Raw genomic sequence first — 24,906 nt, 5'->3', positions numbered from 1 at the left:
ATAAAACCTATATTGAATATTTAAAAATATAATTATCAATAGTATAAGATTAATTATGTAAAGTTGTTTTTCGATTTGTTTTTTTAAACGAAATAGATTTTGCCTAGGCTTGATTTCGTAAAATGCAGTTAGAAATGATTATAAAATGTGATTTTTTTTGGAGCTAAAAACAGATTTGAAAAGTGATTTCAGTTCAATTCTCATAGTGAAAATTGTTTGAATTCTGAATAAGGTAATGTAAAAACATAACGTAAAAATCGAGTATGCTTTTAGCGAACGGGAACTTATGTGTTAAGCCAGTTTTTCAGGATGGTTTTTCCGTGAGACGTAAGTACGCTTTCGGGATGAAATTGTACGCCTTTTACATCAAATACGCGATGTCTGATAGACATTATTTCACCATTAGTATCTGTTGAGGTGATTTCCATAATTTCTGGAAAATCAATTTTGTTGACTACCCATGAATGATAACGACCTATTTCAAATTCATTGGGAATTTTGTCAAAAAGTGGCTCGTCAACAACTGTTTGGATGGCATGGGTTGCTACACCGTGGTAGACTTTATTCAGGTTGTTCAGACTCCCTCCAAAAACTTCGGCTATGGCTTGTTGTCCTAAACAAATCCCTAATATGCTTTTGCTGGAAGCGTACGTGGCAATAATCTCTTTTAACAAACCGGCTTCATCAGGAATGCCCGGCCCTGGTGAGAGTAAAATTTTATCAAAAATTTCCAACTCCTGCAGTTCTAGTTCGTCGTTGCGAAAAACCGTTACCTCTGCATCCAAATCTTCGAGATAATGAACCAGATTATAAGTAAAACTGTCGTAATTGTCGATAACGGCTATTTTTTTACGCATCCTTTTTGTGTCTTTGGGTAAGGTTGGTTTTGTGCAAAGGTAAGTAGTTTTTCCCAGCCTTATGATTGGTTTTATTTTGTGAGATTTGTCTAATTTGTTTTTATTTTATAATATTATAAACCAGTATTTTAATTTTGTTTAAATAAATAATCAAATTATATTAATTGTTTCGTTTTTAAAAATAAAAAAACCTCGAAAATTTCTTTCCGAGGTTGCTATTTCACAGCTGTTTTTCTCTGTGATTAGTATTGTAAGTTAACGGTTAAATCAAAATCATCGTTAATGGTTTTGTCTCCAAGATTGTCAAAGAAACTACCTGAACCGTATTTGATTCCGTATTTAGTTCTGTTGATTTTTAACGTTGAAGTTGCAGTATTACCTTTGGTAACCAAATCAAAAGTAACCGGGTTTGTGATTCCTTTGATGGTTAAATCAGCAGTTACAGTATATACACCTTTTGATTTAGTGGCAATTTTAGTGAATTTTAATGTAGAAGTTGGGAATTTTTCAGTTCCGAAGAAATCTTCTGACTTTAAGTGACCGTCTAATTTATCTTTCCATTCGCCTGATAAATCTGTAGCAGTTAACGAAGTCATGTCAACTGTAAAATTTCCACCGGCTACTTTTCCGTTTTTGAAGATTAACATTCCTTCTTTAAAGTTTACGGTACCACTGTGTTCACCGGTTACTTTTTTACCAACCCAGTTGATGGTGCTTTTTTCCGCATTGATTTTTTTAGCTTGAGCTGTAGCTACAGTTGTTCCTAGAGCTACGAATAGGGCGATGGCAATTGTTCTTAAGTTTTTCATTTTTAATTGTTTTTAGTTATTGATTATAAATTGATAAATAATTCTTCATTTGATTTGCGCACTTTTGCGTAGTTCTGAGTAGCATCTTCTTCATGACGGTACCCGATAGTTGCCACCAAAGAGGTGTTCAGTCCTAAATCATTGAGACCTAAAATTTCATTGAATTTATCCGGTTCAAAGCCTTCCATAGGAGTTACGTCAATATTTAACTCTGCAGCGGCATTCAATAAATTGCTTAGTGCTATATAAGTTTGTTTTGAAGTCCACACATTTCTGTTTTCCAAAGGTAACGATGAAATTTTTGATTTCATGAAGTCGCTATAACCTTTTAAAGTATCGGCAGGTAATCCGCGTGTAGAAGCTACATTCTCAATGTATTCATCTATCTGTGTGTCGCCAAAATCAGTGATGTTGGCAAAAACTAATAAATGCGAAGCCTCAACAATTTGAGATTGACCCCATGCAACAGGTTGCAATTTTGCTCTGATTTCAGGGTTTTCAATGATTAGTACTTTGTAGGGTTGAAGCCCATAGGAAGATGCACTCAGACGAATAGCTTCTTTCAAAGTTTCCAAATCGCGATCCGATACCTTTTTGGTTGGATCGAATTTTTTGGTGGCGTAGCGCCAGTTAGCGTTTTTTATAAAGTTGCTCATAGTATGATTTAATTAAATTGTTCGGTATTTTTCTAATAAATGGTTTAGCTGCGCTAATTCTTCCTGATTCAAATTTTTGGCAAAAAACATCTCGTGCTCGTCAACTTTTGGGTCAAGTTCGGTTAGTACATCCAGCCCTTTTTGAGTAATCAGTACTTCAATTTTTCTTCGGTTATCCGGGCAAACTTCTCGGGTCACCAAGTCTTTCAATAGCAGTTTGTCAATCAATCGGGTAGTGTTACTGTTTTTGGCCAACATTCGCTCTTGTATGATGCACATATTAGCCGGTTTACCTTTTTGTCCGCGGAGGATGCGCAAAACATTGTATTGTTCACTCGATAAATCATAAGGTTTCATGATTTCGTTGAACTTGTCACTTATCACGTTTTGAGTATACATGATATTCAGGATAACTCTTTTTGAGTCTTCCAAAGCTACGGTCGATTTTATGATGTCTTCAATTTTCATAATTACCACTACAATATTTGTTGGTACAAATGTATAATATTTTATATTTGTATATACAAATGTTATGTTATTTTTTTGTTAATGTTTAAAATGACAACTCAGATTATGGTCGCATTCGAGTAGTTCAAATCGGTAAAACCATTATATTTGTTACTTAAATACAGTACTATGAATTTATCACAACAAGACTGGGCCAACCAACTAGCTGCTGATACGAATGCCGTGATTCTTGATGTCAGAACCCAAGACGAATGTCAGGAAGGCATTATCCCTAATTCAATCAACATCGATATTTACAAGGGACAGGGGTTCATTTATGAAGTTGATGCTCTGGATAAAACGAAGAACTATTATGTGTATTGTCGTGCCGGTAGCCGAAGCGCCCAGGCTTGTAATATCATGAGTCAAATGGGTTTTGAACACACCTATAATTTAGAAGGAGGATTCATGAATTGGCAAGGAGAAGTTACATTTCCCAATGAATAAATAATAATCAACCCATCAAACCATGAACATACCTCAAACCAATAAAAAGCGCATCGTTATTATAGGTGGAGGTTTTGCCGGTATTGCATTGGCTAAAAAACTCAGAAACAAAAATGTTCAGGTGGTGCTGATAGACAAACACAATTACCACACTTTTCAACCGCTGTTATACCAAGTGGCTACGGGTGGACTGGAGGCGGGTTCTATTGCATATCCCATCCGTAAGGTTATTCAGGGGTATAAAGATTTTTATTTTCGATTGACCAGCGTAAAAGAAATTGATACTGTAAATCAAAAAATAATCTCTGAAATAGGTGATTTGTATTATGATTATTTAGTCATAGCCACCGGATCTAAAACCAATTACTTCGGAAATAAAGAAATCGAGCGCAATTCTATGTCAATGAAAACTATTCCGCAATCATTGAACATTCGCAGTTTGATTTTGGAGAATTTTGAGCAGGCGGTTTTGACCAAAGATGTAACCGAAAGCAATGCCTTAATCAATTTTGTGTTAGTAGGAGCAGGGCCTACAGGGGTTGAGTTGGCCGGAGCCTTGGCAGAAATGAAAAAGGCAATCCTGCAAAAAGATTATCCCGATCTCGATATTTCCAAAATGCAAATTAATTTGGTACAGAGTGACGACAGGGTTTTGAGCACCATGAGTGAGAAATCCTCGCAAGCTGCTGAAAAATTTTTACTCGAACTAGGCGTCAAGATTTGGAAAAACGTTAGGGTAACCAACTATGACGGAAGAACTATAACTACAGATTCTAATTTAACCTTTGAAACGGCTACGGTTATTTGGACAGCCGGGGTGCAGGGAGCTGTTGTTTTTGGTTTGCCTGCAAGTAGTTTGGTCGATAGGGTAGCTCGGATTCGGGTAAATCAGTTCAATCAGGTGAAGGGTTTCGAAAACGTATTTGCCATTGGAGATATCGCCTCTATGGAAACTGATAAATTCCCGAACGGCCACCCCATGATGGCACAACCCGCTATGCAACAAGGACGATTATTAGGAGATAATTTGATTCAATTGATGAGCGGTAAAAAAATGAAACCGTTTGAATACAACGATAAAGGTTCGATGGCAACCATAGGAAGAAACTTGGCGGTGGTCGACTTACCTCATTACCATTTTAACGGTGTATTTGCTTGGTTTGTTTGGATGTTTGTACATCTTATTTCACTTATAGGCTTCAAAAACAAAGCGGTAGTTTTCCTCAATTGGGCTTACAATTATGTTCGGTTTGACCGCGAAGGGCGTTTAATTATTCGACCTTATAAAAAGAAAAGTTTTATAACGTTTACCAGTGATGAAGTGTAATTCATGAAAAAGTCTCTTCTATTCCTATTGCTGTTTTGTTTGGCTTCCTGTAAATCAACATATCTCGATTCCAAGAAATCAGCCCATTTATTAGACATTGCTCAGGAGAAAGACGATAATGTCTTTGTCAATCTCAAAAATTACAGCAATGATTTTGTATACGATATGAAGTATGCAACTACCGATAATTTTCTCAACAAACAGGTTTATCCGTGTGCCGAATGTTTTCTGAAAGTGAAAACCGTTAAATCGCTTTTAGAGGCAAATAAAGCTTTTTTAAACAAAGGATACCGCATCAAATTATACGATTGTTACCGCCCGCGGGATATTCAAAAAAAAATGTGGAAAATTGTTCCCAATGCCAATTACGTTGCCAATCCCAAGAAAGGTTCTATACACAACAAAGGAGGGGCTGTTGATATTTCTTTAGTTGATTCGTTAGGAACAGAACTGAATATGGGAACCAAGTTTGATTTTTTCGGTATTGAGGCCGGTCATAATTATCAAAATCTTTCTGAAGAGGTTTTGGCCAATCGAAAGTTTTTGAAAGAAACTATGCTGCAGCACAACTTCAAGTCTTTCGACTCCGAGTGGTGGCATTACAACTTAATCAACAGTTCAGCTGACGAGGTATCTAATTTAAAATGGAGGTGTGAAAACTAGTTTTCGATACATTTCAAATAATCAATAAAGTATTTTTCGGGCTCAGTAGTTGAATGATTCAGTTCCGAAATTAATTTGGTTTTAAACGGATAATCGATGGTTTCTCCCGAGTATTTGATGCGCATAAAAGTTACCGGAGAAGTTTTTAAATCTTCAAAATTTTCTTTTGCAAACAAAAAAGTACCACTCATGATGCGGTTATTGTTGTTTTTATCATCCCGAAGCAAAGTACCACAAGTGTCATTCCCGGTATGTAAGAGCGTTACAATTTTGCCATTGTTGAGTTGAAGGTGAATTTTACTTCCGGCATCCAAACAGTTGGCCTTTATAAACTCATTACTCTTTTGCAAAAACTGAACTTCAACAGTCAAAACACCATTGGTATTTGATAGCGAAAAGTATATGCTGTTAGACTTTCCGGCAAAACTTCTTTCAAAAATTAATTGCTGTTTGGTTGATTTATAAGTTCCTAAACTGTCATTGACGTTAGCGTCAATTTCACATGGTTTTTGTGCTAAAACAAGTGAACTGAACAACAAGAAAAAGATTGCTACAAGATTTTTCATAGGAGATTATATTTTGCTGCAAAGTAAAACTATTTTGTTATTAGTTGCATCTGTTGTGAAAAAACAATACAGATTTCCTCCGTCTTTGATTTTCCATTTTTTTCGAATGATTTCTACCGAATCAGGGAAGTTTCGAGTGGTAATGTTGGCTTTTTTGTTTTCCAGAAATTCTTTCATTTCTGCTTTGTTATAACCAATGTTTTGTTCTATTCTAAAAACCCTTCCCGGAAATTCAATCAGTTTGTCAGATGTATACAAATGGGAGTGTTGGTGGAGTTTTTCAACATCAAATTGAGTTGCGATTTCGTCAAATCCTCCCGATTTCATTATGGCAGCGTTGGGCTCATATAAATACTGTTTAGGCAGGCCGTAGACAACAGGTTTCTCATTGGCGTTCAATTCAAATGCAAACGATTGTGTCTGATCCTTTGCCAGGTTAACGGCGACCATTTTGACCGGCTGAGTATGGTTTTTTTTTAGAATCCAAAGCAATTCTTTGACTTCATTGTCAACAGCAACGATATGAATTTCACGTACATATTTCAGTTCAGATAAACCGGCAGTAATATCCAGAATAGGAGCTGTTTTAATCATTATGTTCGAAGTCGTTTCAAAATAAAAATCGAGCAGTTCAGGAACATTCGGCAGACAATCTTTGAGCATGAATACTTTACCTTTCGCTTCATTTCTTCGGGAAGGATCAATGTAAATCCAATCCGGTTTTTGGGTTACTTCCTGTAAGACCAGAGTACTGTCATTAGCAATGCATTGGATGTTGCTTATTCTTAAAACATCAAAATTGTATTTTACTATAGCCGAAAGCTCGGGGTTGATTTCACAGTGAATGACTTGAGATACCTTTTGGGCAAAATAAAAATCGTCTACTCCAAATCCTCCTGTCAGATCCATTAACAAGTCTCCTGATACCAATGCTGCTTTGTAGGCGGCTGTTTTTTCAGACGAAGTTTGTTCCACCGAAATTTTTGACGGATATAAGATGTTTTCGGTGTTGAACCAAGTGGGTAATTTTGTTTTTGCTTTTTGTCGGGCTCCAATTTGATTCAGAATAGCTGTCCAATCTGTACCTGAGAATTTGTTTTTTTGCAAAGCCAATGCGGTGACATCCGCATCAGTATGTTGTAAGATAAAATTCTGAACTTCTTTTGACAGTAAGGTTTGCATTGTGGTCTTTTTGGTGGCAACAAGTATAAAAAAAACCTGCCAGTTGTGGCAGGTTTTTTAACAAAAATATAAAATAAGTATTATGGCTGTGCGAAAGATACTCTTGGTCCACCCGAAGAGAAGATGGCATTTATTCGGGCTTTTTGGCCTAAACTAAACATATACATCCCACGATCATCGGTATAGTCCATGTAGTTCATGGTCATTTCAACCGGAGTACCGGTGCACGTGCTGTAGTGTGGGTAAGTTGGTACTCCGTAATTAGGAGCATTGTGTGATGGTGTATCGGCTACCAAGTCGTTTCCGCAAGTAGCATCTCCCCAAATGTGTCTTAGATTAAGCCAGTGTCCTACTTCGTGAGTAGCGGTTCTTCCTAAATTGTACGGATAGCTTGAACTTGAATTGCTGGTTACTCCGAAGTATAAAGGATCAATCACCACTCCGTCAGTAGCAGAAGAGCCACCGGGGAATTGTGCATAACCCAAAATTCCGCCACCAATAGTTCCTACCCAAAGATTTAATTTAGTAGTAGGGCTGGTTGGATCTAAACCGCCTTGTTTGGTTTTTTTAATGGCATCACGGGTTCCCCAAGAAGATTTAGTGGTTGATTTTCGAATGACTTGATCTAATACAAATGAAATTCCCACATTGGCTTTAACTCCCGAGAAAAGCGCAGGAACCTGATTATAATCAGTATTCAATGCATTGAAATCTTTGTTCAATACATCAATTTGTGATTGGATTTGTGTTAGAGATATGTTTTCTGCAGCAGTTCGGTACAGCACATTGACTACCACCGGAATTTCAATCTTTCCGTTTACTAATCGGTCTTTATGCAACAAAGCATTTTCTGTAAAAGCCTCTATCTGGGCCATTTTGGCTGCTAATCCCGGGTCTTCTCTTAATTGTCTTTCCAATACTTCTTGCGAAGCACAAGCTCTTTTTAGGGTTTTTGTTTCCGAATTAACGGTAGTGTCTTCTTTTTGACAGGAAAACAGAATCAATAAAGTTGCTAATGATAGACTTATTTTTTTCATTTTTATTTGTTTTTAAAGTTAAATAGCTGCAACAATGTTATGAAATATTGAATCAACTTGATAATAATGTAACTTAACTTTTAAACAAATCCATGAACTTTTTTCCAATAGAAGAGAAATTAATATTTTAAAGAGGTAAAAACTTATAAATCATTAGTTTTTAAAGATGTAATTCAGAATATTGGCTCCCATTTTTAGTGCTTTTTCTCTTACTTCTTTGGGGTCGTTGTGAACTTCTGGGTCTTCCCAACCATCGCCTAAATCGCATTCATAAGTATACAATAATACCAAGCGGTTGTCTATAAAAATTCCGAAAGCCTGTGGACGTTTTCCGTCATGTTCGTGAATTTTAGGCAATCCGTTGGCAAATACATTGGGTTTTTGGAAGATTGGATGATTACCGGGAATTTCAACCAAATCGTTATTCGGAAAGATACGCTTGATTTCCCGCCGAATATATTGATCCATGCCGTAATTGTCATCGGCGTGTAAAAAACCGCCAGACAGTAAATAATTTCTCAGGTTATTTATTTCAGCATCACTGAAAACCACATTTCCGTGTCCGGTCATGTGCACGAACGGATATGAAAAAATTTCAGGACTTCCGGGTTCTACTGTGGCCGGTTTTGATTTTATGTTGGTATTGATGGTTTGGTTGGCGTATTTTATCAGATTGGGTAACGAAGTGGGATTAGCGTACCAATCACCGCCTCCGTTGTATTTTAACAAAGCAATTTCCTGAGAATAGGAGAGCGTGGAAAGCAATAAACACAGAAAAAATACTCTTTTCATAATCAAATGGTTAAGCTTCATTTTTAAAAACAACGCTGTGACAGGCAACTATGGCGGCCGTTTCGGTTCGGAGTCGAGTGTTGCCCAAAGATACCGGAATAAAATTATTTTCAAGGGCCAGTTGGATTTCTTTAACAGAAAAATCCCCTTCCGGACCTACTAAAATAGTGACATCCTCTTGAGTTTTCAGTTCGTTTTTTAGTGCTTTTTTATCGGTATCTTCGCAATGAGCGATGAATTTCTGACCCGGATGTTCTTTTTTTAGGAACTCTTTGAAGGATAAAGGTTCGTTTAATTTGGGCATATAAAAGTGCAGTGATTGTTTCATAGCCGATTCAATAATCTTTTGAAATCGGTCAGTTTTAATCACTTTGCGTTCCGAGTGTTCACAAATTATGGGAGTAATTTCCTGTATGCCGATTTCGGTTGCTTTTTCCAAAAACCATTCGTAACGCTCGTTCATTTTAGTTGGAGCCACCGCCAAATGCAATTTAAACTGTGACGCTTCCTGCTTTTCAAAAGCTACTATTCTCACGGTGCATTTACTGTCAGACGCTATAGTTATCTCGGTAGTAAATAAATATCCTAATCCATTGGTTACCTGAAGAATATCGCCTTCTTTTTTACGAAGTACTTTGATAATGTGTTTGCTTTCTTCTTTGTCAAAAACAAAAGTAGTGTCGGATTGCTTTATAGAAGAATTGTAGAATAACTGCATACTTAAAACTCGATTCGTGCTTTGGAAACCACTCCGGCATTGGTGAATTGATCATGTAAAAATTTATGGTATCCCACAATACCAATCATAGCGGCATTATCGGTAGTGTATTCAAATTTAGGAATAAAGGTTTTCCAACCGTATTTATTCTCGGTTTCTTTAAGAGTTTGTCTGATACCCGAATTAGCCGATACTCCTCCGCCTATGGCAATTTGTCTGATGCCTGTTTCGGCAACGGCGAGTTTTATTTTTTCCATTAAAATTTCGATAATGGTATGCTGTACTGAAGCGCATATATCCGCTTTGTTTTCTTCAATGAAATTCGGATTGGCCGCTACGTTTTTTTGTACAAAATAAAGGATTTGTGTTTTCAGTCCGGAGAAACTGAAATCGAGCCCTTCAACTTTGGGTTTGGTGAACGGATATTTTTTCGGGTTTCCTTCTTTGGCAAACTGATCAATCAATGGACCTCCCGGGTAAGGAAGCCCCAGTATTTTAGCTGTTTTGTCAAAAGCTTCGCCTACTGCATCATCAGTCGTTTCGCCTATAATTTCCATATCGAAAAAGTCATTGACTTTCACAATTTGAGTATGTCCGCCCGAAATGGTCAGTGCTAAGAATGGGAAGGTTGGTTTGTCGTATCCTTCTTCATCAATAAAATGAGCCAAAATATGTGCATGCATGTGATTCACAGCAATCAGCGGGATTCGCAATGCCATCGATAAGGATTTGGCAAAAGAAGTCCCTACCAACAGAGATCCCATCAGTCCGGGCCCTTGGGTGAAGGCTATAGCTGAGAGCTGTTCTTTGGTGATGTTGGCTTTTTTTAAGGCTACATCAATCACCGGTACTATGTTTTGTTGGTGCGCACGCGAAGCCAACTCGGGTACTACACCGCCATATTCTTCATGAATGCTTTGACGAGCCACCACATTCGAAAGTACTTTCTCTCCACGCAAAACAGCAGCGGCAGTATCGTCACATGAACTTTCAATGGCAAGAATAAAAACTTCTTTGGGATGCATAAAAGGCACGAATTTTGAGTTATATTTGACACTCCATCAGGAAATTCAAATGTAAACATTTTTGCAAAGGTAATTTTCTTTCCGAAGTCATTGTAATAATTGGAAAAAAATAAGACAAATACGGGTTTTAAAAAGTTCAGAAAGGTTGTGCTTCGTACCTTGGCTGTCTTACTCTTGCTCTTATTGCTTACTTGTACAGGGCTTTCCTTGCCGGTTGTGCAAACCAAAATCGCTCATTATGCCACCGATCGCCTCAATAAAGATTTCGGAACGAATATCAATGTAGATGAAGTTGCAATTACTGTTTTTGGTGGTGTTAAGCTCAAGAGAGTATTGGTGCTAGACCACCATAACGATACCCTGATTTACTCTCAACGCATTAAAACTAGCATACTCGATTTAGGGAAATTAATGAATGGTAAACTACTTTTCGGGGATTTGCGTTTTGACAACCTGTACCTTCAAATTAAAACGTATAAAAAAGAAAAGGACACCAGTTTAGACTTATTTATAGAGGCTTTTGATGACGGAAAGAAAGGAAGCGGTAAGTTTTTGATGACTTCAAAAAATATTTACCTGACCAAAAGCCGTTTCACCATGATTGACGAAAATCGCCCTAATCCGGTAGATGCTGATTTTACGAAACTTGATGCTCATTTACAGAATTTTAAAATCAAAGGTCCTAATGTGACTTCCAAAATTGAGTCGATGACGTTTCACGATCACAGAGGTGTTACAGTTGATAATTTGGTGGCCGATTTTACCTATACCAAGAAAAATATCAGGTTGGAAAAATTAACGATGAAAACGGCCGAGTCTTATTTACAAGGACAGGTTGTCTTAAAATACAACAAAGACAATCACGACTTCAGCGATTTTAACAACAGAGTTAAATTTGAAGTAGCTCTTGACAGTGCCACGTTGTCTACCAATGATGTTCGTCATTTTTATAATGAATTAGACAAAAACCAAACCTTTTATCTGCGGTCAAAAATCAACGGGACGCTGAATAATTTTTATGCTACTAAACTGTATTTGCGAGACCAAAAGAATTCTATCATCAAAGGAGATGTCAATTTCAGAAACTTGTTTCCAAGAGCTCCGGCTCCATTTTACATGAAAGGTGATTTTGATAAAATATCCTCTAATTATTCCGATCTGACCAAGCTTTTGCCTAACATATTAGGAAAAAAACTGCCTTCGTCTTTGGCCAAACTGGGTCAGTTTAATTATGCAGGAAAGGCGGAGGTAACCCAAACGTATATCAATACCAATTTTGTCATGAATACAGCATTGGGAATAGTCGAATCCGATTTACACATGTCTAATCTGGATGCCATTGACAATGCAAAATACAATGGAACTGTGATTTTAGACGGTTTTGATGTAGGGGCATTAATTGGCGATAAAACGATTGGAAAAGTATCGTTGAATCTCGATGTTGAAGGCAAAGGTTTTACGCGAAAATACCTTAATACTTCTTTTGTAGGCGATGTGTATCATTTGAAATACAACGGTTATGATTATACTAAAATTATAGTTGACGGTAGTTTTAAAGAACCTATTTTTAAAGGAAAGTTCTTTGTTAACGATCCTAATCTGTTCATGGATTTCAACGGTACAGTTGATTTGTCTAAAAAAGAAAATGTATATGATTTCCATTCCAAAATTGATTATGCCAATTTAGTCAGACTGAATTTTATAAAAGACTCTATAGCCGTTTTTAAAGGAGATATAGTTGTAAAGGCCAACGGTAATTCGTTCGACAACCTCAAGGGTGATTTATTGCTGACCAATGCCTCTTACCAGAATAAAAAAGATCAATATTTTCTCGACACTCTAACAGTAACTTCTACTTTTGATGCCGATGGTGAGCGAGCCATCACTATTAATTCACCCGATGCTATTGAAGGTTCGGTAGTAGGAAAATACAAGTTCAACCAACTTCAAAAAATAGTTGAAAATTCACTGGGAAGTTTTTATGCTAATTACAAGCAGAACAAAGTGCTTCCTAATCAGTACCTGAAATTCAACTTTGCCCTGCACAGTAAAATTATTGAGATTTTCAATCCCGACATTTCTTTGGCACCCAATACTAACCTGAAAGGCAGTATTGGTTCAGAGACCAAAAATTTCAATCTGAGTTTTGATTCGCCCAGCGTTACGGCTTACAACAATACTTTTGACAAAGTTCTGATTCAAATTGACAATAAAAATCCTCTTTATAATGCTTACATTCAAATGGATTCAATAAAGACAAAGCATTATAAAATCAGGGACTTCAGTATGATTAACTCTTTTGCCAATGATACTCTGCAGTTCAGAACCGAGTTCAAAGGCGGAAAACAAGGCAATGATTTTTACAACCTGAATTTTTACCACACCATCAACAATGATAACCAAAACGTGATTGGGTTCAACAAATCGGAGTTGCAATTCAAAGATTATTTGTGGTTTTTGAATGAAGACGAAAACCCGGAAAATAGCAAGATTGTTTTCGATAAAAAACTCAGCAATTTTTCGTTCAAAAATCTGATGGTTTCGCATGATGATCAGAAAATCAATTTCATCGGAAAGTGGAACGGCAAAACCAATAAGGATTTAGAACTTACCTTTGATAATGTCAACCTCAATAAAGTAACACCCGATGTAGAAAAATTTCGTTTTGACGGAAATCTGGACGGTAAGATTAATTTTAAGCAAGTCAATTCTGTTTTCCAACCAACTTCCAAACTGATTATCGACAGCCTGCAGGTCAACGGTATTCCATTGGGCAAAATGAATTTGGATATTAAAGGCGATGAAACGCTGAGTAAATTTTATCTGAATTCTACCCTTGAAAATCAAAATGTAGAGGCTTTCAGTGCTAACGGTGATATCGAAATAATAGATAATAAAACCATGCTCGATGTTGATTTGAGTTTTGATAAATTCAATTTGGGGATTTTAGGCAAAATAGGAGGGGATGTTATCACCAATATTCGCGGATTCGCTTCGGGGAATGCCCGCATAGACGGAGATATTAATAATTTAGACTACAACGGAAGATTATTTGTGAGCGATGCCGGTCTGACCATACCGTACCTCAATACCGATTATGCTTTCGAAAACAATTCGATAGTTGATGTTACCGAAAATAAATTCATCATTCGTGAAACCAACATAACGGATACAAAATTCAATACCAAAGGAAGTATTAACGGTTTTATCAAACACAAACAGTTCGGGGATTGGCAATTGGATTTGGCCGTGAACTCAGACAGGCTATTAGCTCTGAATACTGTGGATCACGAAGATGCAGCTTATTACGGAAAAGCCTTTATGAACGGTTCGGCAACTGTAAAAGGTCCGACCGGAGGACTAATGATCAAAGTAGATGCAGAATCGGCTAAAGGCACCGATATTAAGATTCCAATCAATGATGCTGAGGCTGTTGAGGAAAACAGTTACATCCACATTCTGACCCCACAGGAAAAGAAGAAGAAGGACAAAGAGAGCATCATTCAGAACAAGAATTACAACGGACTCGAACTCGAATTTAATTTTGAAATAACCGATAATGCTAATATAGAAGTTATTCTCAACAGAGAATCAGGTCATGGTATGAAAGGTAAAGGGTTCGGGACTTTGTTGTTCAGGATAAATACTCTGGGCAAATTTGAAATGTGGGGTGACTTCCTGGCTATTTCGGGAACCTATAATTTCAAATACGGCGGTTTGATTGATAAAAAGTTTGATGTTAAAAAGGGTGGTTCTATCATTTGGTCGGGCGACCCAATGGCGGCTACTCTGAATCTGGAAGCTATTTATAAAACATCCGCTAATCCGGCGGTTTTGATAGATAATCCTTCTTTTAATAAAAAGATAGATGTTGAAGTATCAATAGAAGTAAGAGGTAATTTGGCCAGTCCGGAACCTGATTTCAATATTAATTTCCCAACGGTGGGAAGTACCCTGAAATCTGAAATTCAATACAAATTGAACGATAAAGATACCCGACAAAAACAAGCCTTGTATTTACTGGCTTTTGGGGGCTTTTTGAGTCCGGAAGGCATTAATCAATCGCAAACTTCTAACATCGCTTTTGAAAAAGTAAGTAGTGTTTTCAATGATATTTTTTCAGATGAAAATGGCAAACTCAATTTAGGTATCGACTATGTGACGGCCGACAAAACACCGGGGTTGGAGACTGACGGCCGCTTTGGGGTTTCGGTTTCTTCTAAAATAAATGACCGTATTACTGTCAACGGAAAAGTTGGAGTTCCTGTAGGAGGTCTCAATGAGTCAACTGTGGTGGGCGATGTTGAAGTCCAATATAGGGTTAATCAGGATGGCACATTGAATTTAAGAGTTTTTAATAAAGAAAACGACATTACTTATATAGGTCAGGGGATTGGCTATACTCAAGGACTTGGACTGTCTTATGAAGTTGATTTTGATACTTTCAGAGAATTGGTAAACCGTTTGTTCAAGAATGCTAAACTAAACAAGATTATTTCTAAAACAGAAGAAATTCACGACTCCAGCCCGTTACCTGATCATATCCGCATCAAGGATAAAAATGAGGAGAAGCGCAGAACCGAACACAATCAGAACCGTGATGCCGTTCCGACAGAGGATTAGTGGTAACAACTACTATTTATTGGTTATAAATTAAAAACTTATCAACGAAAACGTTTGAATTTGCCTGATTTGGTCAATATTATCAAAGCAAGGACAGAATAATACCTCTTGTTTGTTAATTTTACCGTTTAATACTTAAAATATGTCGAAAAACATAAAAAAGATTGGTGTTTTGACTTCGGGAGGTGACGCCCCCGGAATGAATGCCGCTATCCGTGCCGTAGTCAGAACCTGTGCCTATCATAATATTGAATGTATCGGTATTTACAGAGGCTACCAAGGAATGATTGAAGGTGATTTTAAGGAGATGGGTCCTCGTAGTGTAAATAACATAGTGAACAAGGGAGGTACCATTTTAAAGTCGGCTCGTTCAAAAGAATTCATGACCAAAGAAGGCCGTGAGAAGGCTTATCAAAATTTGGTGAGTGCCGGAGTAAATGCTTTGGTGGTGATTGGTGGAGACGGTTCGTTTACCGGAGCTGAGATTTTCAATGAAGAATACGGTTTCTCGGTAATGGGAATCCCCGGAACTATTGACAACGATATTTACGGAACCAGTCATACGTTGGGCTTTGATACTGCCTTGAATACAGTGGTAGAGTGTATTGATAAAATCAGAGATACTGCCAGTTCACACAACCGTTTGTTCTTCGTGGAAGTTATGGGAAGAGATGCCGGGCACATTGCCCTGAATGCCGGAATTGGAGCCGGGGCAGAGGAAATTCTGATTCCCGAAGAAGACTTAGGCTTGGAGCGTCTTTTAGAATCCCTGCAAAGAAGTAAAGCTTCAGGAAAATCATCGAGCATAGTAGTGGTAGCCGAAGGAGAGAAAATGGGAAAAAACGTTTTCCAACTTAAAGATTACATCGAAGAGCATCTTCCGGAATACGATATTCGCGTTTCGGTATTGGGTCATATGCAACGCGGCGGAGCACCTTCATGCTTTGATCGGGTATTGGCTTCCCGATTGGGAGTGAAAGCAGTCGAGTCATTGATTGAAGGCAAAACTAACTTCATGGTGGGGTTGATTGCTGATAAAATAGTGCTGACTCCTTTAGAACAAGCCATCAAAGGAAACTCTGACATCGACCGTGAGTTGCTGAGAGTTTCAGAAATCATGTCAACATAAAAACGTAACGTACAGTTCCCTAATCAGGTCTTTTTTGGCTTTGTCAGGTGATTTCGTGCGCTATTAATGAATTAACAATAAAGAGAAAATGTCAAAAGTAAAATTAGGAATAAACGGTTTCGGTAGAATCGGAAGAATTGTTTTCAGAGAAACCATGAACCGTGAGAATGTAGAAGTAGTCGCTATCAATGATTTATTAGATGTAGCCCATTTGGCTTACTTATTAAAATACGATTCGGTACACGGTCGTTTTAACGGCAAGGTCGAAGTAAAAGACGGTAAGTTATATGTAAATGACCGATACATTCGAGTAACGGCCGAAAGAGACCCCAAACTCATCCAATGGGATGATAAAGACATCGACGTTGATGTAGTAGCGGAATGTACCGGTTTCTTTACCACGATGGAAACCGCCAGCGCGCATCTTGCCGGAGGCGCCAAAAAAGTGGTCATCTCGGCACCGTCTGCCGATGCGCCTATGTTTGTTATGGGTGTCAACCACACCGAAGCTAAGGCGACGGATTTGGTTGTTTCCAATGCGTCGTGTACGACCAACTGTTTAGCACCTTTGGCCAAAGTAATCCACGATCATTTCGGTATCGTAGAAGGTTTGATGACTACGGTTCACGCCACGACTTCCACCCAAATGACGGCGGACGGTCCTTCGCGCAAAGACTGGCGTGGCGGACGTGCTGCCAGTGTTAACATCATTCCGTCTTCAACCGGTGCCGCCAAAGCCGTGGCTAAAGTCATTCCGTCTTTGAACGGAAAATTAACCGGAATGTCATTCCGCGTGCCGCCCGTCGATGTATCTGTGGTAGATTTAACCGTAAAGTTGGCCAAAGAAACCACCTATGACGAAATCATGGCCGTATTGAAAAAGGCTTCGGAAAATGAAATGAAAGGCATACTCGGTTATACCGAAGACGATGTGGTGTCTCAGGATTTTGTAGGCGATTCGAGAACATCTATCGTCGATGCCAAAGCCGGAATCGGACTGAATCCGACGTTCTTTAAATTGGTTTCCTGGTACGATAACGAATACGGCTATTCGAGCAAATTGATTGATTTATCGGTACACATTACCGGGTTAAAATAACTGAAGAGATAATAGCTGATAGACGGATAGCGCATAGATCGGTATTAATGAAAACTAATGCTGGTTTGTCTCTTATCTATCCGTCTCTTCTCTCTTCGTCTAAAAAATACAACACGACACTATGAAATTACTCGTTGACAGCGGTTCTACCAAGGCCGATTGGATTGCCATTGATGCGACCGGTAAAATACTTTTTACTACGCAAACCTTGGGCTTGAACCCTGAAGTATTGGATAAAGAAACGATTATCGCGCGACTGAATGAACGGTTTGACATTTCGCACAACAAAGACAAAGCCACGCATTTGTTTTTTTATGGCGCCGGTTGTGGGACCGACCGCATGAAAAATTTTCTGACTCAGGTGTTTCAGGAATATTTTACCCATGCAGCCGTTTCGGTGTATGAAGATACGTATGCCGCGGTTTATGCCACCACCCCAAAAGACGAGCCGGCCATCGTCTGCATTTTAGGAACCGGTAGCAATTGCAGTTATTACGATGGACACAAGTTGCACCAAAAAGTGCAGTCGCTGGGCTATATCGCCATGGACGACTGTTCGGGGAACCGTTTCGGACGTCATTTGATTCGCGCCTATTACTTCGGGAAAATGCCGGCAGAACTTGCCAAAGAGTTTGCCCAAGCATACAACCTTGACCCCGATGCCATCAAACACAATTTGTACAAAGAACCCAACCCAAATGCCTATCTGGCCACGTTTGCCCAGTTCATTATCCGACATAAGGATACCGATTTCTGTAAAGCGTTTATCGATGCCGAAATGCGGGAATTTGTTGAAAATTACATTATGCAGTTCGACAACTATAAGGAAGTTCCGGTGCATTTTGTGGGTTCCATTGCTTTTTATCTCAAGGATGAATTGGAGTCGGTACTACAGCAATACGGTATCAAAATGGGGAATGTGCTCCGCCGCCCGATAGACGGCTTGATTGCCTATCATGTTTTGAACCCATAGGAGGAACAGGGCGGTTGAAGGGATAGTATTGTGCCCACGCCAACCCAACAATTTGAGGATTGCTTTTTTGAGGTAATTCGCTGTATGGCAGTTCGCCTTCCCCTTTTTAAGCTTTGCTCTTTTTTATTTTATATTTGTAAAAAACACGACATGGAAATCGCGATTATCGCCCACGACGGGAAGAAAGCTGACATGGTTCAGTTTATCAATAAAAACAAACACATCCTCGAAAAGGAAAACATCAAACTCATCGCCACCGGAACTACGGGAGGCAAAGTGGAGGCTGTTGGCATTAAAGTAAAAAAGATGTTGTCGGGTCCGATGGGGGGGGACGCTCAAATAGCGGCCCGTGTAGCCGAAGGCAAAACCAAAATGGTATTGTTTTTCAAAGACCCCAATTCGAGCCATCCGCACGAACCCGATATCAACATGCTCATCCGCATTTGCGATGTGCACAACGTGCCTTTGGCGACCAATGAAGCTACCGCGCAGTTGTTGCTCTTGGGATTGGATGAATTGAACTGATTTTGTGCAATCAAACTACTCAAAGACCGCAACCGCTCTGACCGGCGAACCGGTTCCTCCTCTTATTTTTAGCGGGAAGGCTATAAACCGAAAATAACCCCGACCTACCAAAAGGTGCAGGTTGATGAGGTTTTCGTAATGGGTATATCCCATTTCTCCACCGATGTGATGTACTTCTTTATTGCCTTGTTTTGGAATGCCGGGCGACAGGGTTTCTACGCCAAAAGCCGCAATGCCCTGATGGCCCAGCCAACGGGCGGCTTCTACTGTGATCCCCGGGCCGTTGGGCCAAGCGCTTGTACCGTAATGCCTGCGGTAATGGTCGGTGTAGAGCAAAACGGTATCTCCCTTTTGAATAGTCAGTTTGTCTTTACTAAGGGCTTGTTCGATATCGGCTGTCGTGATGAATTCCTGTAGGCCCCTGTGCGAAACATCGAGGCAAAGGCCTCTGGTGTAAAACATCGATAGCGGCATGGTATCGATGGTTTGCTCGCAGTAAGCTGCAGCCATGTGGCTCAGCGAATCCACGTGGGTCCCCGAATGCTCGCTCAACTCCAACCGGTACACTGCCGGGGTAGCGGTCTTCGGATTTTCGATCCCCTCCCAGGCTTCATGGGTAACGTGGACCTCCATTTTTACGTCGGGCAGTCCTTTGAAAACCGGCATGCCCGCGTATATCTCCTGGCTCAAATCGATAATTTCCGGCATGATTCAGCGTATTTTTAAGAAGATGTTTTTCATAATTTCGGTTACCATTTCAATGTCTTTTGAAGTGGTTCTCCAGTTGACAAAAGCGGCCCGGATTCCTTTTTTACCCTGATAAACCGTAGGGGTCATGAATACCTGGCCGGTATCGTTTACAGCTTGCAAAAAAGCGGTAACATTAGCCTGTCCTTCCGTCCCCGACAGGGTAAAACAAACGGTATTGAGCCGCACCGGTGCCAATAATTCAAACGAGTCGTCTGCCTTTATGAAGGCTCCGAATTGTTGGGCGTGACGGATGTTGTTTTCCACCATGTCGCGATAGCCTTCTTTGCCATAAGCCATCAGCGTAAACCAAGCCGGCAGGGCTTTCAGGCGTCTGGAGTTTTCGGGCAGGAAATTCAGGTAGGTAAAATTTTCCAACGGATCTCCCAAATAAGGGGCATTCGAGTTTTGAAAGGTTTCCACCTGCAGGTTTCGGTGTTTCTCCTGAATCAAAAATACGGCGCTTTCGTATGGCACATTGAGCCATTTGTGGCAGTCTACCGTAATGCTGTCGGCTTTATCCCATCCGTTTATGAGGTGTTTGTATGTGGGCGAACAAGCAGCAAATCCACCAAAAGCGGCATCAATGTGCCACCAGAAATTATGTTTTGCTTTTAATTGGGCGATGGCTTCAAAATCATCAAAATCGACTGTATTGACCGTGCCGCCACTCGAAATGAGCAAAAACGGTTCGCCTTGCAAGAGGTTGATTTGGGTGTTTAAATCGTTGAGGTCGATGGCCTCTCGGTTGCCCTCGGCTACGTTAACTTTTACAATGTTGCTGCTGCCAATGCCCAGGAGTGCCAGCGATTTTAAGGCCGACGAGTGGGGGGTAGCCGTCAGTACTTTTATGGGGGTTGTGACCCCGTCTTTGGCGAAGTCCAGCCCTTTTTGTGCTCCGATCCATTGTCGGGCTACGGCCAAAGCGGTGAAATTCGACATCGTGGCTCCGGTCACAAAGCCGCCCAAATAGTTTTGGGGCAGCTCAAACAATTCCAGTAGGAGTTGCATGGTTTCCATTTCGATTTGAGCCGAGTTGTCTCCGTTCCCCTTTACCGATTGGGTGTTTTGATCGTAGAGGGTTGCCAGCCAGTCACCCGCTATCGCAGCCGGTGTAGTGCCTCCGGTAACAAAACCCCAATAGCGCGGCCCTGATGAGGCCACGATGAGCGGTTCCAGTCGTTGGTTGAAAGCTTGCAAGGCTCCCTCGGCTCCCAATCCGTGGTGTGGTAAGTGTTGATACTCGGATATTCGGGCGTTGGTGGAGGTCGGTCGGGTGTCGAGTGTCCTGAGATAGTCGAGCCCCTGTTCTTTTACGCTGTCGAGCAATTGCTGCAGTGCGGCAGCGTCTTTGTCTAATTGATGATTCATTTTTGATTGATTTTAAGGGTATAAAAATACGAATATGCCTTTATAAAGGACTATTTTGGGTGTTGATTTGTGCTGCAAATTAGCCTTGCCTTTTGGTATTGGTGTTGTACTATTGGGGCTAAAAGTTATATAATTTATGAACGTTTCTTTTGTTGCTCTGACAGAAAGCCGCTTAGTAATAACTCAAGTCCCCATTTTAAATGATCCATTGATTGTTCATTGGTTAATTTGCAAACGTCTTTCGTAACTATGAGGGATTCTATTCCCATAAAGAGGCTCATGATGCTGGTTATTTTTTCGATATCGTTTGCAGGCATGTCGGGATAGACTCCTTCCATAACTTTTTTTATGGTTTCTACTCTTCGGCCACCTCTGCTTTGTATGGTTTCAGCAGGATTATTCAGTACGATACCCAGGTATTTTCGGAAGGCCAGCTCATTGGTAAGCGATAACTGGTTGTAATAGTTTTGTACTTCGAGCAACTGCGACCTTAGATCGTTCCCTTTCAAATCGCGATACAGGAGCTCTGAATTTTTGGTCTGCATGTCCAGCACCGCTTCCGCGGATAGCGTGGCTACGTTTGAGTAGTACCGGTAAACCGTGGCTCGTGATACTCCTGCCGTTTCAGCAACTTCTTCTAAGGTAAACTCAACTTGTTTTTCTATTAATTCACGTGTGGCTGCCAGTACTTTATCTCTGGTTTGTCGTTTTTGGTTCTTTCTGCCCGAACTGATGTATTCTTTTTTCATAAGACAAATATCTTATAAAATTTTGTAGTTTCAAAATACATTGTATCTTTGTGAGATAATAATCTCATAAATAAATCAAAAAATGAATCAAAAAACGAATCAGAAAATCACACGTTGGGTATTAGGTCATAAAGTAACCCCACTGGATGCTAGTGGGGATTATGACATTATGATTGGCGAAACTCCGGCTAAAGTCCAAGGGCCGCCGCCTCATTTGCACCACAGTTATCATGAATCTTTTTACCTGTTAGAAGGTGAGATGGAGTTTTTGGTGGCCGGTGAGCTTGTACAGGCGAAAGCCGGCGATTTTGTGAATCTGCCACCCAATACGCTTCACAGTTTTAACAATACTACTGAGAAAGCGTGTAAATGGATTAACATTCACAGTCCGAAAGGATTCTCCGCTTTTTTTGAAACCTTGGGCGTGCCTGAAAATGAATCGGATGCTCAAGAAAAATCAGTGAGTCCGGAAATCATACAGCAGGTTATCGCCACGGCTGCCGATTATGATATGTTCATCGCAACGAAGTAATCTCATACCGGGGTATGATTTTAAAAAGCATCTTGTACAAGATGCTTTTTTTATTTCTGTTTTTTGGAAGAGTACTATCGGCTTGTATCAAATGCGGAGCGAATTTCCTGTAACGGTATCCATCCTGTTTCTCCAAGTTTACAGCAAATTTCGAAGCATTAACTTTTAATTACTTTATGAGAGAAATTATAGTCGTTTGCATTGACTTTTAACACGTAGACCCCATGGATTAGATCGCTTAAATCAATTTGATGGTGGCCGTCGGCTTGTTGGTCGGGTTGCCATTGTCGGATGAGTCTTCCGTTTACATCGTACAATGCAAAGGCCAGGTTTTCACTCGATGGCAGTTTTATATTCAAGAGGTCACGGGTAGGGTTGGGGTAGAGGTGTACCTGACTTTGGTTGAGGCTTGGCACGTCCAAAGCACTTTCACCATACTTGGCGATAAGGTAGTTGCTGTTGAAGTTCGCGTCTTGAACACTGCCCACCACATATACGCTTTCGTTGGCCGGATTCCATTTGACAACATCGCCAAAATCTCCCGCCGTGGCATAATTGCCGAATGTAATGTGGGAATACCACAAGAATTGCCCGTTAGCGCTATACTTCAGCGTTGTCATGTCAATCCCGTCGCCGTAAGGGGTGTTATCTCGTGAAGAACCCGTAATGTAGATATTCCCGTTGTGGTCTACCGCCAAATCACTTTGACGGTTTTGAGCCCCCAGATTGTTTCTGTTGAAATTGGTCGCCCATAGTTGCGCGCCATTGTCGGCACTCAAGGCTATAAGGTTGATGCCGTCTGCATTTGACGTTGCAAACACCACATTGCCGTTGGGCAATACTTTGATGGGTTGTTTAGTCGTATACCCGGTGCTTGAACTTACCGATGCCGTGGACCACAAAACCGTTCCGGTGGGGGATAGTTTTTCGATGACCACCTGAAGCGCGTTGATGGACAGTCGTTTGAGTTGGCTCGAGGTATAACAGTTGCCCGCCGCATCTACGGTCAGGTTGATGCCAAAGTCTTCCGCATTTCCGGTTCCGTTGAGTCTGCGTTCCCATTGCAAATTGCCGCTGGCATCCCATTTTAGGGCCACGCTGTCGTAATTCGAATAAATATTACCTGAGTAGGCATAGCCTCGGCTTCGGCCGATGGCCCAAATTTCGCCATTGTCGTTTACCGCGATGTCTTTCAGCATGTCATCGGAGCTGTATTGGCTGTTGTACACTTTTCGAAAAATGACGCTTCCGTTGTTGGCCGCCACTTTGTACAGGATGCCGTCAGCGTCTTGGGTCGTCCAAAGGTTTTCATCGTACATTGATCCCAATAGGTACAATGCCCCGTTTTTGTATTCCAACACCCTGCGTTGGGCTTCTTCGGTTCGGTTCTCCACCGAGTCGGTTAGGTACTGACTCCAAATCACGTCTCCCGCCGGGCTGTATTTTCGAATGGCAATGCGGTTGCGATTGCTGTCGGTGTATCTTGTTTTTTCGTTGTACATGAAGTACACGTTACCGTTCTCGTCGCCGGTCACGGCGTTGGCAAACAACTGCCAATCAGCACTTACTGCATACAGGAATCGTCTCCAGACTTCCTGCCCTTGATTGTTTGTTTTGGTGATGACCAACGCGTCCAATTGCCCGTTGTAGTTTACGATTCGGGCGAAGGCGTAGGTTTCCCCCTCGGGGTTTACCCAAATGTCTGTCGCCTGATCGCTGTTGGTAATGTCAATGTTGTGCGTCCAATCGGGTGTCCTTGAAGTTTGCGCCGTGATTGTTTTGGAGGTCAGCAGTAGTGCTGTCGCTAAAAGAATAACTTTTTTCATGATTGATTGATGATTAATAATTTATAAAAAATGGATTAAAAATACTTGTATGTGTAATGCCTTCCTAAAGGAATGTAACGAACCTGAATTTTCGAGGATTGAATTTGTTTCGAGGTATGCATAGTCTCTTTTTTTACAATTTTTCGAGTCTAAACAGTTGAAAAATGCAATACCCTACCGAAAAAAAATCTATTAGTTCCGTTTAGGAATATCAGAACCGAATTTTTTCTTCGGCTTAATCTATGTATTTGTTTTAAAAATGGAGTTGAAGATGTGTTGCAATTGTTTTATTATGAACTAGTTATTAGAATTTACAGTATTTATTATTACAGATTGAGGAATTTTTCTTTTCTGTATTATAAAATGACCGTTTCTGTCACCATTGATGCTTTATCTATGCCTTTGGTATGCTTTATCCATGCCTTTGCTATACAGGTGACCCGTCCTTGACCCGTCCTAAAATAACTATACAGGTTATTAAATAAATCCTATTATAGCTATACAAATATACTTTTTAATCCTAAAGTTGCTATACAATTGCTTTTTCATGATTAAAACTTCTATTATAGTTTTTCCATCTCTTGTTTAATATTTCTGATTGTAAATGTGCTTGGTTAGGGGTTAAATAATCACAACTGGCATGTGGCCTTAGTTCATTATAAGACTTAATGCTTTTACTTATTCTATGTTTTGTTTGATCAAAGCCTAATGAGCTACTGTAAAGGTTGAACTCTGTTTTAATGATG

The 24,906-nt window shown here is 40.0% G+C and carries 23 protein-coding genes and 1 pseudogene; 9 read left to right on the top strand and 15 right to left on the bottom strand.

Annotation, left to right across the window (positions count from 1 at the left end; translation table 11 throughout):
• Positions 1-284: 284 nt before the first annotated feature.
• The 4 genes from EZL74_RS12385 to EZL74_RS12370 form a co-directional block, all read right to left on the bottom strand.
• Complete coding sequence (locus EZL74_RS12385) at positions 285-857, bottom strand: anthranilate synthase component II (protein WP_131476970.1); 573 nt, start codon at positions 855-857, stop codon at positions 285-287.
• 242 nt (positions 858-1,099) lie between these two features.
• Positions 1,100-1,666 carry a YceI family protein gene (locus tag EZL74_RS12380; protein WP_131476968.1) on the bottom strand — a complete coding sequence of 189 codons (567 nt, stop codon included), beginning with the start codon at positions 1,664-1,666 and terminating at the stop codon, positions 1,100-1,102.
• 23 nt (positions 1,667-1,689) lie between these two features.
• Positions 1,690-2,322 carry an NAD(P)H-dependent oxidoreductase gene (locus EZL74_RS12375; RefSeq protein WP_131476967.1) on the bottom strand — a complete coding sequence of 211 codons (633 nt, stop codon included), beginning with the start codon at positions 2,320-2,322 and terminating at the stop codon, positions 1,690-1,692.
• A 12-nt stretch (positions 2,323-2,334) separates the two neighbouring features.
• Positions 2,335-2,790 carry a MarR family winged helix-turn-helix transcriptional regulator gene (locus tag EZL74_RS12370; RefSeq protein WP_131476966.1) on the bottom strand — a complete coding sequence of 152 codons (456 nt, stop codon included), beginning with the start codon at positions 2,788-2,790 and terminating at the stop codon, positions 2,335-2,337.
• 168 nt (positions 2,791-2,958) lie between these two features.
• Between EZL74_RS12370 and EZL74_RS12365 the strand changes: the two genes are divergently transcribed.
• Genes EZL74_RS12365 through EZL74_RS12355 form a run of 3 tightly spaced genes read left to right on the top strand, consistent with a single transcriptional unit; the run spans position 2,959 to position 5,266 of the window.
• On the top strand, positions 2,959-3,276 hold the full coding sequence (locus EZL74_RS12365; protein ID WP_131476965.1) for a rhodanese-like domain-containing protein: 318 nt from the start codon (positions 2,959-2,961) through the stop codon (positions 3,274-3,276).
• Positions 3,277-3,298: 22 nt separating this feature from the next.
• The gene (locus EZL74_RS12360; protein ID WP_131476964.1) at positions 3,299-4,603 is read left to right on the top strand and encodes an NAD(P)/FAD-dependent oxidoreductase; all 1,305 of its coding nucleotides are present in this window, start codon (positions 3,299-3,301) and stop codon (positions 4,601-4,603) included.
• 3 nt (positions 4,604-4,606) lie between these two features.
• Positions 4,607-5,266, top strand: coding sequence for a M15 family metallopeptidase (locus EZL74_RS12355; protein ID WP_131476963.1), 660 nt, complete (start codon positions 4,607-4,609; stop codon positions 5,264-5,266).
• Here EZL74_RS12355 and EZL74_RS12350 read toward each other — a convergent pair.
• The 6 genes from EZL74_RS12350 to tsaD form a co-directional block, all read right to left on the bottom strand.
• A complete protein-coding gene (locus EZL74_RS12350; RefSeq protein WP_131476962.1) occupies positions 5,263-5,832 on the bottom strand; it encodes a hypothetical protein in 570 nt (189 codons plus the stop codon). The genes EZL74_RS12355 and EZL74_RS12350 overlap by 4 nt on opposite strands.
• Before the next feature lie 6 nt (positions 5,833-5,838).
• Positions 5,839-7,014 (bottom strand): THUMP-like domain-containing protein, encoded by a 1,176-nt coding sequence (locus EZL74_RS12345; protein ID WP_131476961.1) that lies wholly within the window; start codon positions 7,012-7,014, stop codon positions 5,839-5,841.
• 80 nt (positions 7,015-7,094) lie between these two features.
• Positions 7,095-8,051 carry a zinc metalloprotease gene (locus EZL74_RS12340; protein ID WP_131476959.1) on the bottom strand — a complete coding sequence of 319 codons (957 nt, stop codon included), beginning with the start codon at positions 8,049-8,051 and terminating at the stop codon, positions 7,095-7,097.
• Between the two features lie 153 nt (positions 8,052-8,204).
• The gene (locus EZL74_RS12335) at positions 8,205-8,843 is read right to left on the bottom strand and encodes a DUF4159 domain-containing protein (RefSeq protein ID WP_131476957.1); all 639 of its coding nucleotides are present in this window, start codon (positions 8,841-8,843) and stop codon (positions 8,205-8,207) included.
• A 10-nt stretch (positions 8,844-8,853) separates the two neighbouring features.
• Positions 8,854-9,561 carry a 16S rRNA (uracil(1498)-N(3))-methyltransferase gene (locus EZL74_RS12330; protein ID WP_131476955.1) on the bottom strand — a complete coding sequence of 236 codons (708 nt, stop codon included), beginning with the start codon at positions 9,559-9,561 and terminating at the stop codon, positions 8,854-8,856.
• Positions 9,562-9,563: 2 nt separating this feature from the next.
• A complete protein-coding gene (tsaD, locus tag EZL74_RS12325) occupies positions 9,564-10,586 on the bottom strand; it encodes a tRNA (adenosine(37)-N6)-threonylcarbamoyltransferase complex transferase subunit TsaD (RefSeq protein WP_131476953.1) in 1,023 nt (340 codons plus the stop codon).
• A gap of 99 nt (positions 10,587-10,685) precedes the next feature.
• Here tsaD and EZL74_RS12320 point away from each other — a divergent pair, with 99 nt between their 5' ends.
• From EZL74_RS12320 to EZL74_RS12300, 5 genes are all read left to right on the top strand, one after another.
• On the top strand, positions 10,686-15,209 hold the full coding sequence (locus EZL74_RS12320) for a translocation/assembly module TamB domain-containing protein (protein WP_131476951.1): 4,524 nt from the start codon (positions 10,686-10,688) through the stop codon (positions 15,207-15,209).
• A gap of 142 nt (positions 15,210-15,351) precedes the next feature.
• Entirely contained in the window at positions 15,352-16,338 is a 987-nt protein-coding gene (pfkA, locus tag EZL74_RS12315) for a 6-phosphofructokinase (RefSeq protein ID WP_131476949.1), read from the top strand.
• An 88-nt stretch (positions 16,339-16,426) separates the two neighbouring features.
• A complete protein-coding gene (gene gap, locus EZL74_RS12310) occupies positions 16,427-17,437 on the top strand; it encodes a type I glyceraldehyde-3-phosphate dehydrogenase (RefSeq protein WP_131476947.1) in 1,011 nt (336 codons plus the stop codon).
• A gap of 121 nt (positions 17,438-17,558) precedes the next feature.
• Complete coding sequence (locus EZL74_RS12305) at positions 17,559-18,410, top strand: N-acetylglucosamine kinase (RefSeq protein WP_131476945.1); 852 nt, start codon at positions 17,559-17,561, stop codon at positions 18,408-18,410.
• 150 nt (positions 18,411-18,560) lie between these two features.
• Complete coding sequence (locus EZL74_RS12300; protein WP_131476943.1) at positions 18,561-18,935, top strand: methylglyoxal synthase; 375 nt, start codon at positions 18,561-18,563, stop codon at positions 18,933-18,935.
• Positions 18,936-18,950: 15 nt separating this feature from the next.
• Here the strand turns inward: EZL74_RS12300 and EZL74_RS12295 are convergent, their stop codons facing one another.
• From EZL74_RS12295 to EZL74_RS12285, 3 genes are all read right to left on the bottom strand, one after another.
• On the bottom strand, positions 18,951-19,643 hold the full coding sequence (locus EZL74_RS12295; RefSeq protein WP_131476941.1) for a cyclase family protein: 693 nt from the start codon (positions 19,641-19,643) through the stop codon (positions 18,951-18,953).
• Positions 19,644-19,646: 3 nt separating this feature from the next.
• Positions 19,647-21,053, bottom strand: coding sequence for a pyridoxal phosphate-dependent decarboxylase family protein (locus EZL74_RS12290; protein ID WP_131476939.1), 1,407 nt, complete (start codon positions 21,051-21,053; stop codon positions 19,647-19,649).
• Positions 21,054-21,187: 134 nt separating this feature from the next.
• Positions 21,188-21,802, bottom strand: coding sequence for a TetR/AcrR family transcriptional regulator (locus tag EZL74_RS12285; RefSeq protein ID WP_131476937.1), 615 nt, complete (start codon positions 21,800-21,802; stop codon positions 21,188-21,190).
• An 82-nt stretch (positions 21,803-21,884) separates the two neighbouring features.
• On the opposite strand from EZL74_RS12285, the gene EZL74_RS12280 reads away from it, so the two are divergent.
• Entirely contained in the window at positions 21,885-22,334 is a 450-nt protein-coding gene (locus tag EZL74_RS12280; RefSeq protein ID WP_131476935.1) for a cupin domain-containing protein, read from the top strand.
• A gap of 158 nt (positions 22,335-22,492) precedes the next feature.
• Here EZL74_RS12280 and EZL74_RS12275 read toward each other — a convergent pair whose 3' ends face one another.
• Both EZL74_RS12275 and EZL74_RS12270 read right to left on the bottom strand, forming a co-directional pair.
• The gene (locus EZL74_RS12275; protein ID WP_131476933.1) at positions 22,493-24,160 is read right to left on the bottom strand and encodes a T9SS type A sorting domain-containing protein; all 1,668 of its coding nucleotides are present in this window, start codon (positions 24,158-24,160) and stop codon (positions 22,493-22,495) included.
• A 529-nt stretch (positions 24,161-24,689) separates the two neighbouring features.
• Positions 24,690-24,906 (bottom strand): annotated as a pseudogene (locus tag EZL74_RS12270) (integrase core domain-containing protein); the annotation flags it as partial.

Origin of the sequence: Flavobacterium silvisoli (assembly GCF_004329815.1) — a bacterium.
Classification (GTDB): Bacteria; Bacteroidota; Bacteroidia; order Flavobacteriales; family Flavobacteriaceae; genus Flavobacterium; species Flavobacterium silvisoli.
The sequence above is the reverse complement of the archived record's forward strand: the minus strand, read 5'-3'. Positions and strand labels throughout refer to the sequence as shown.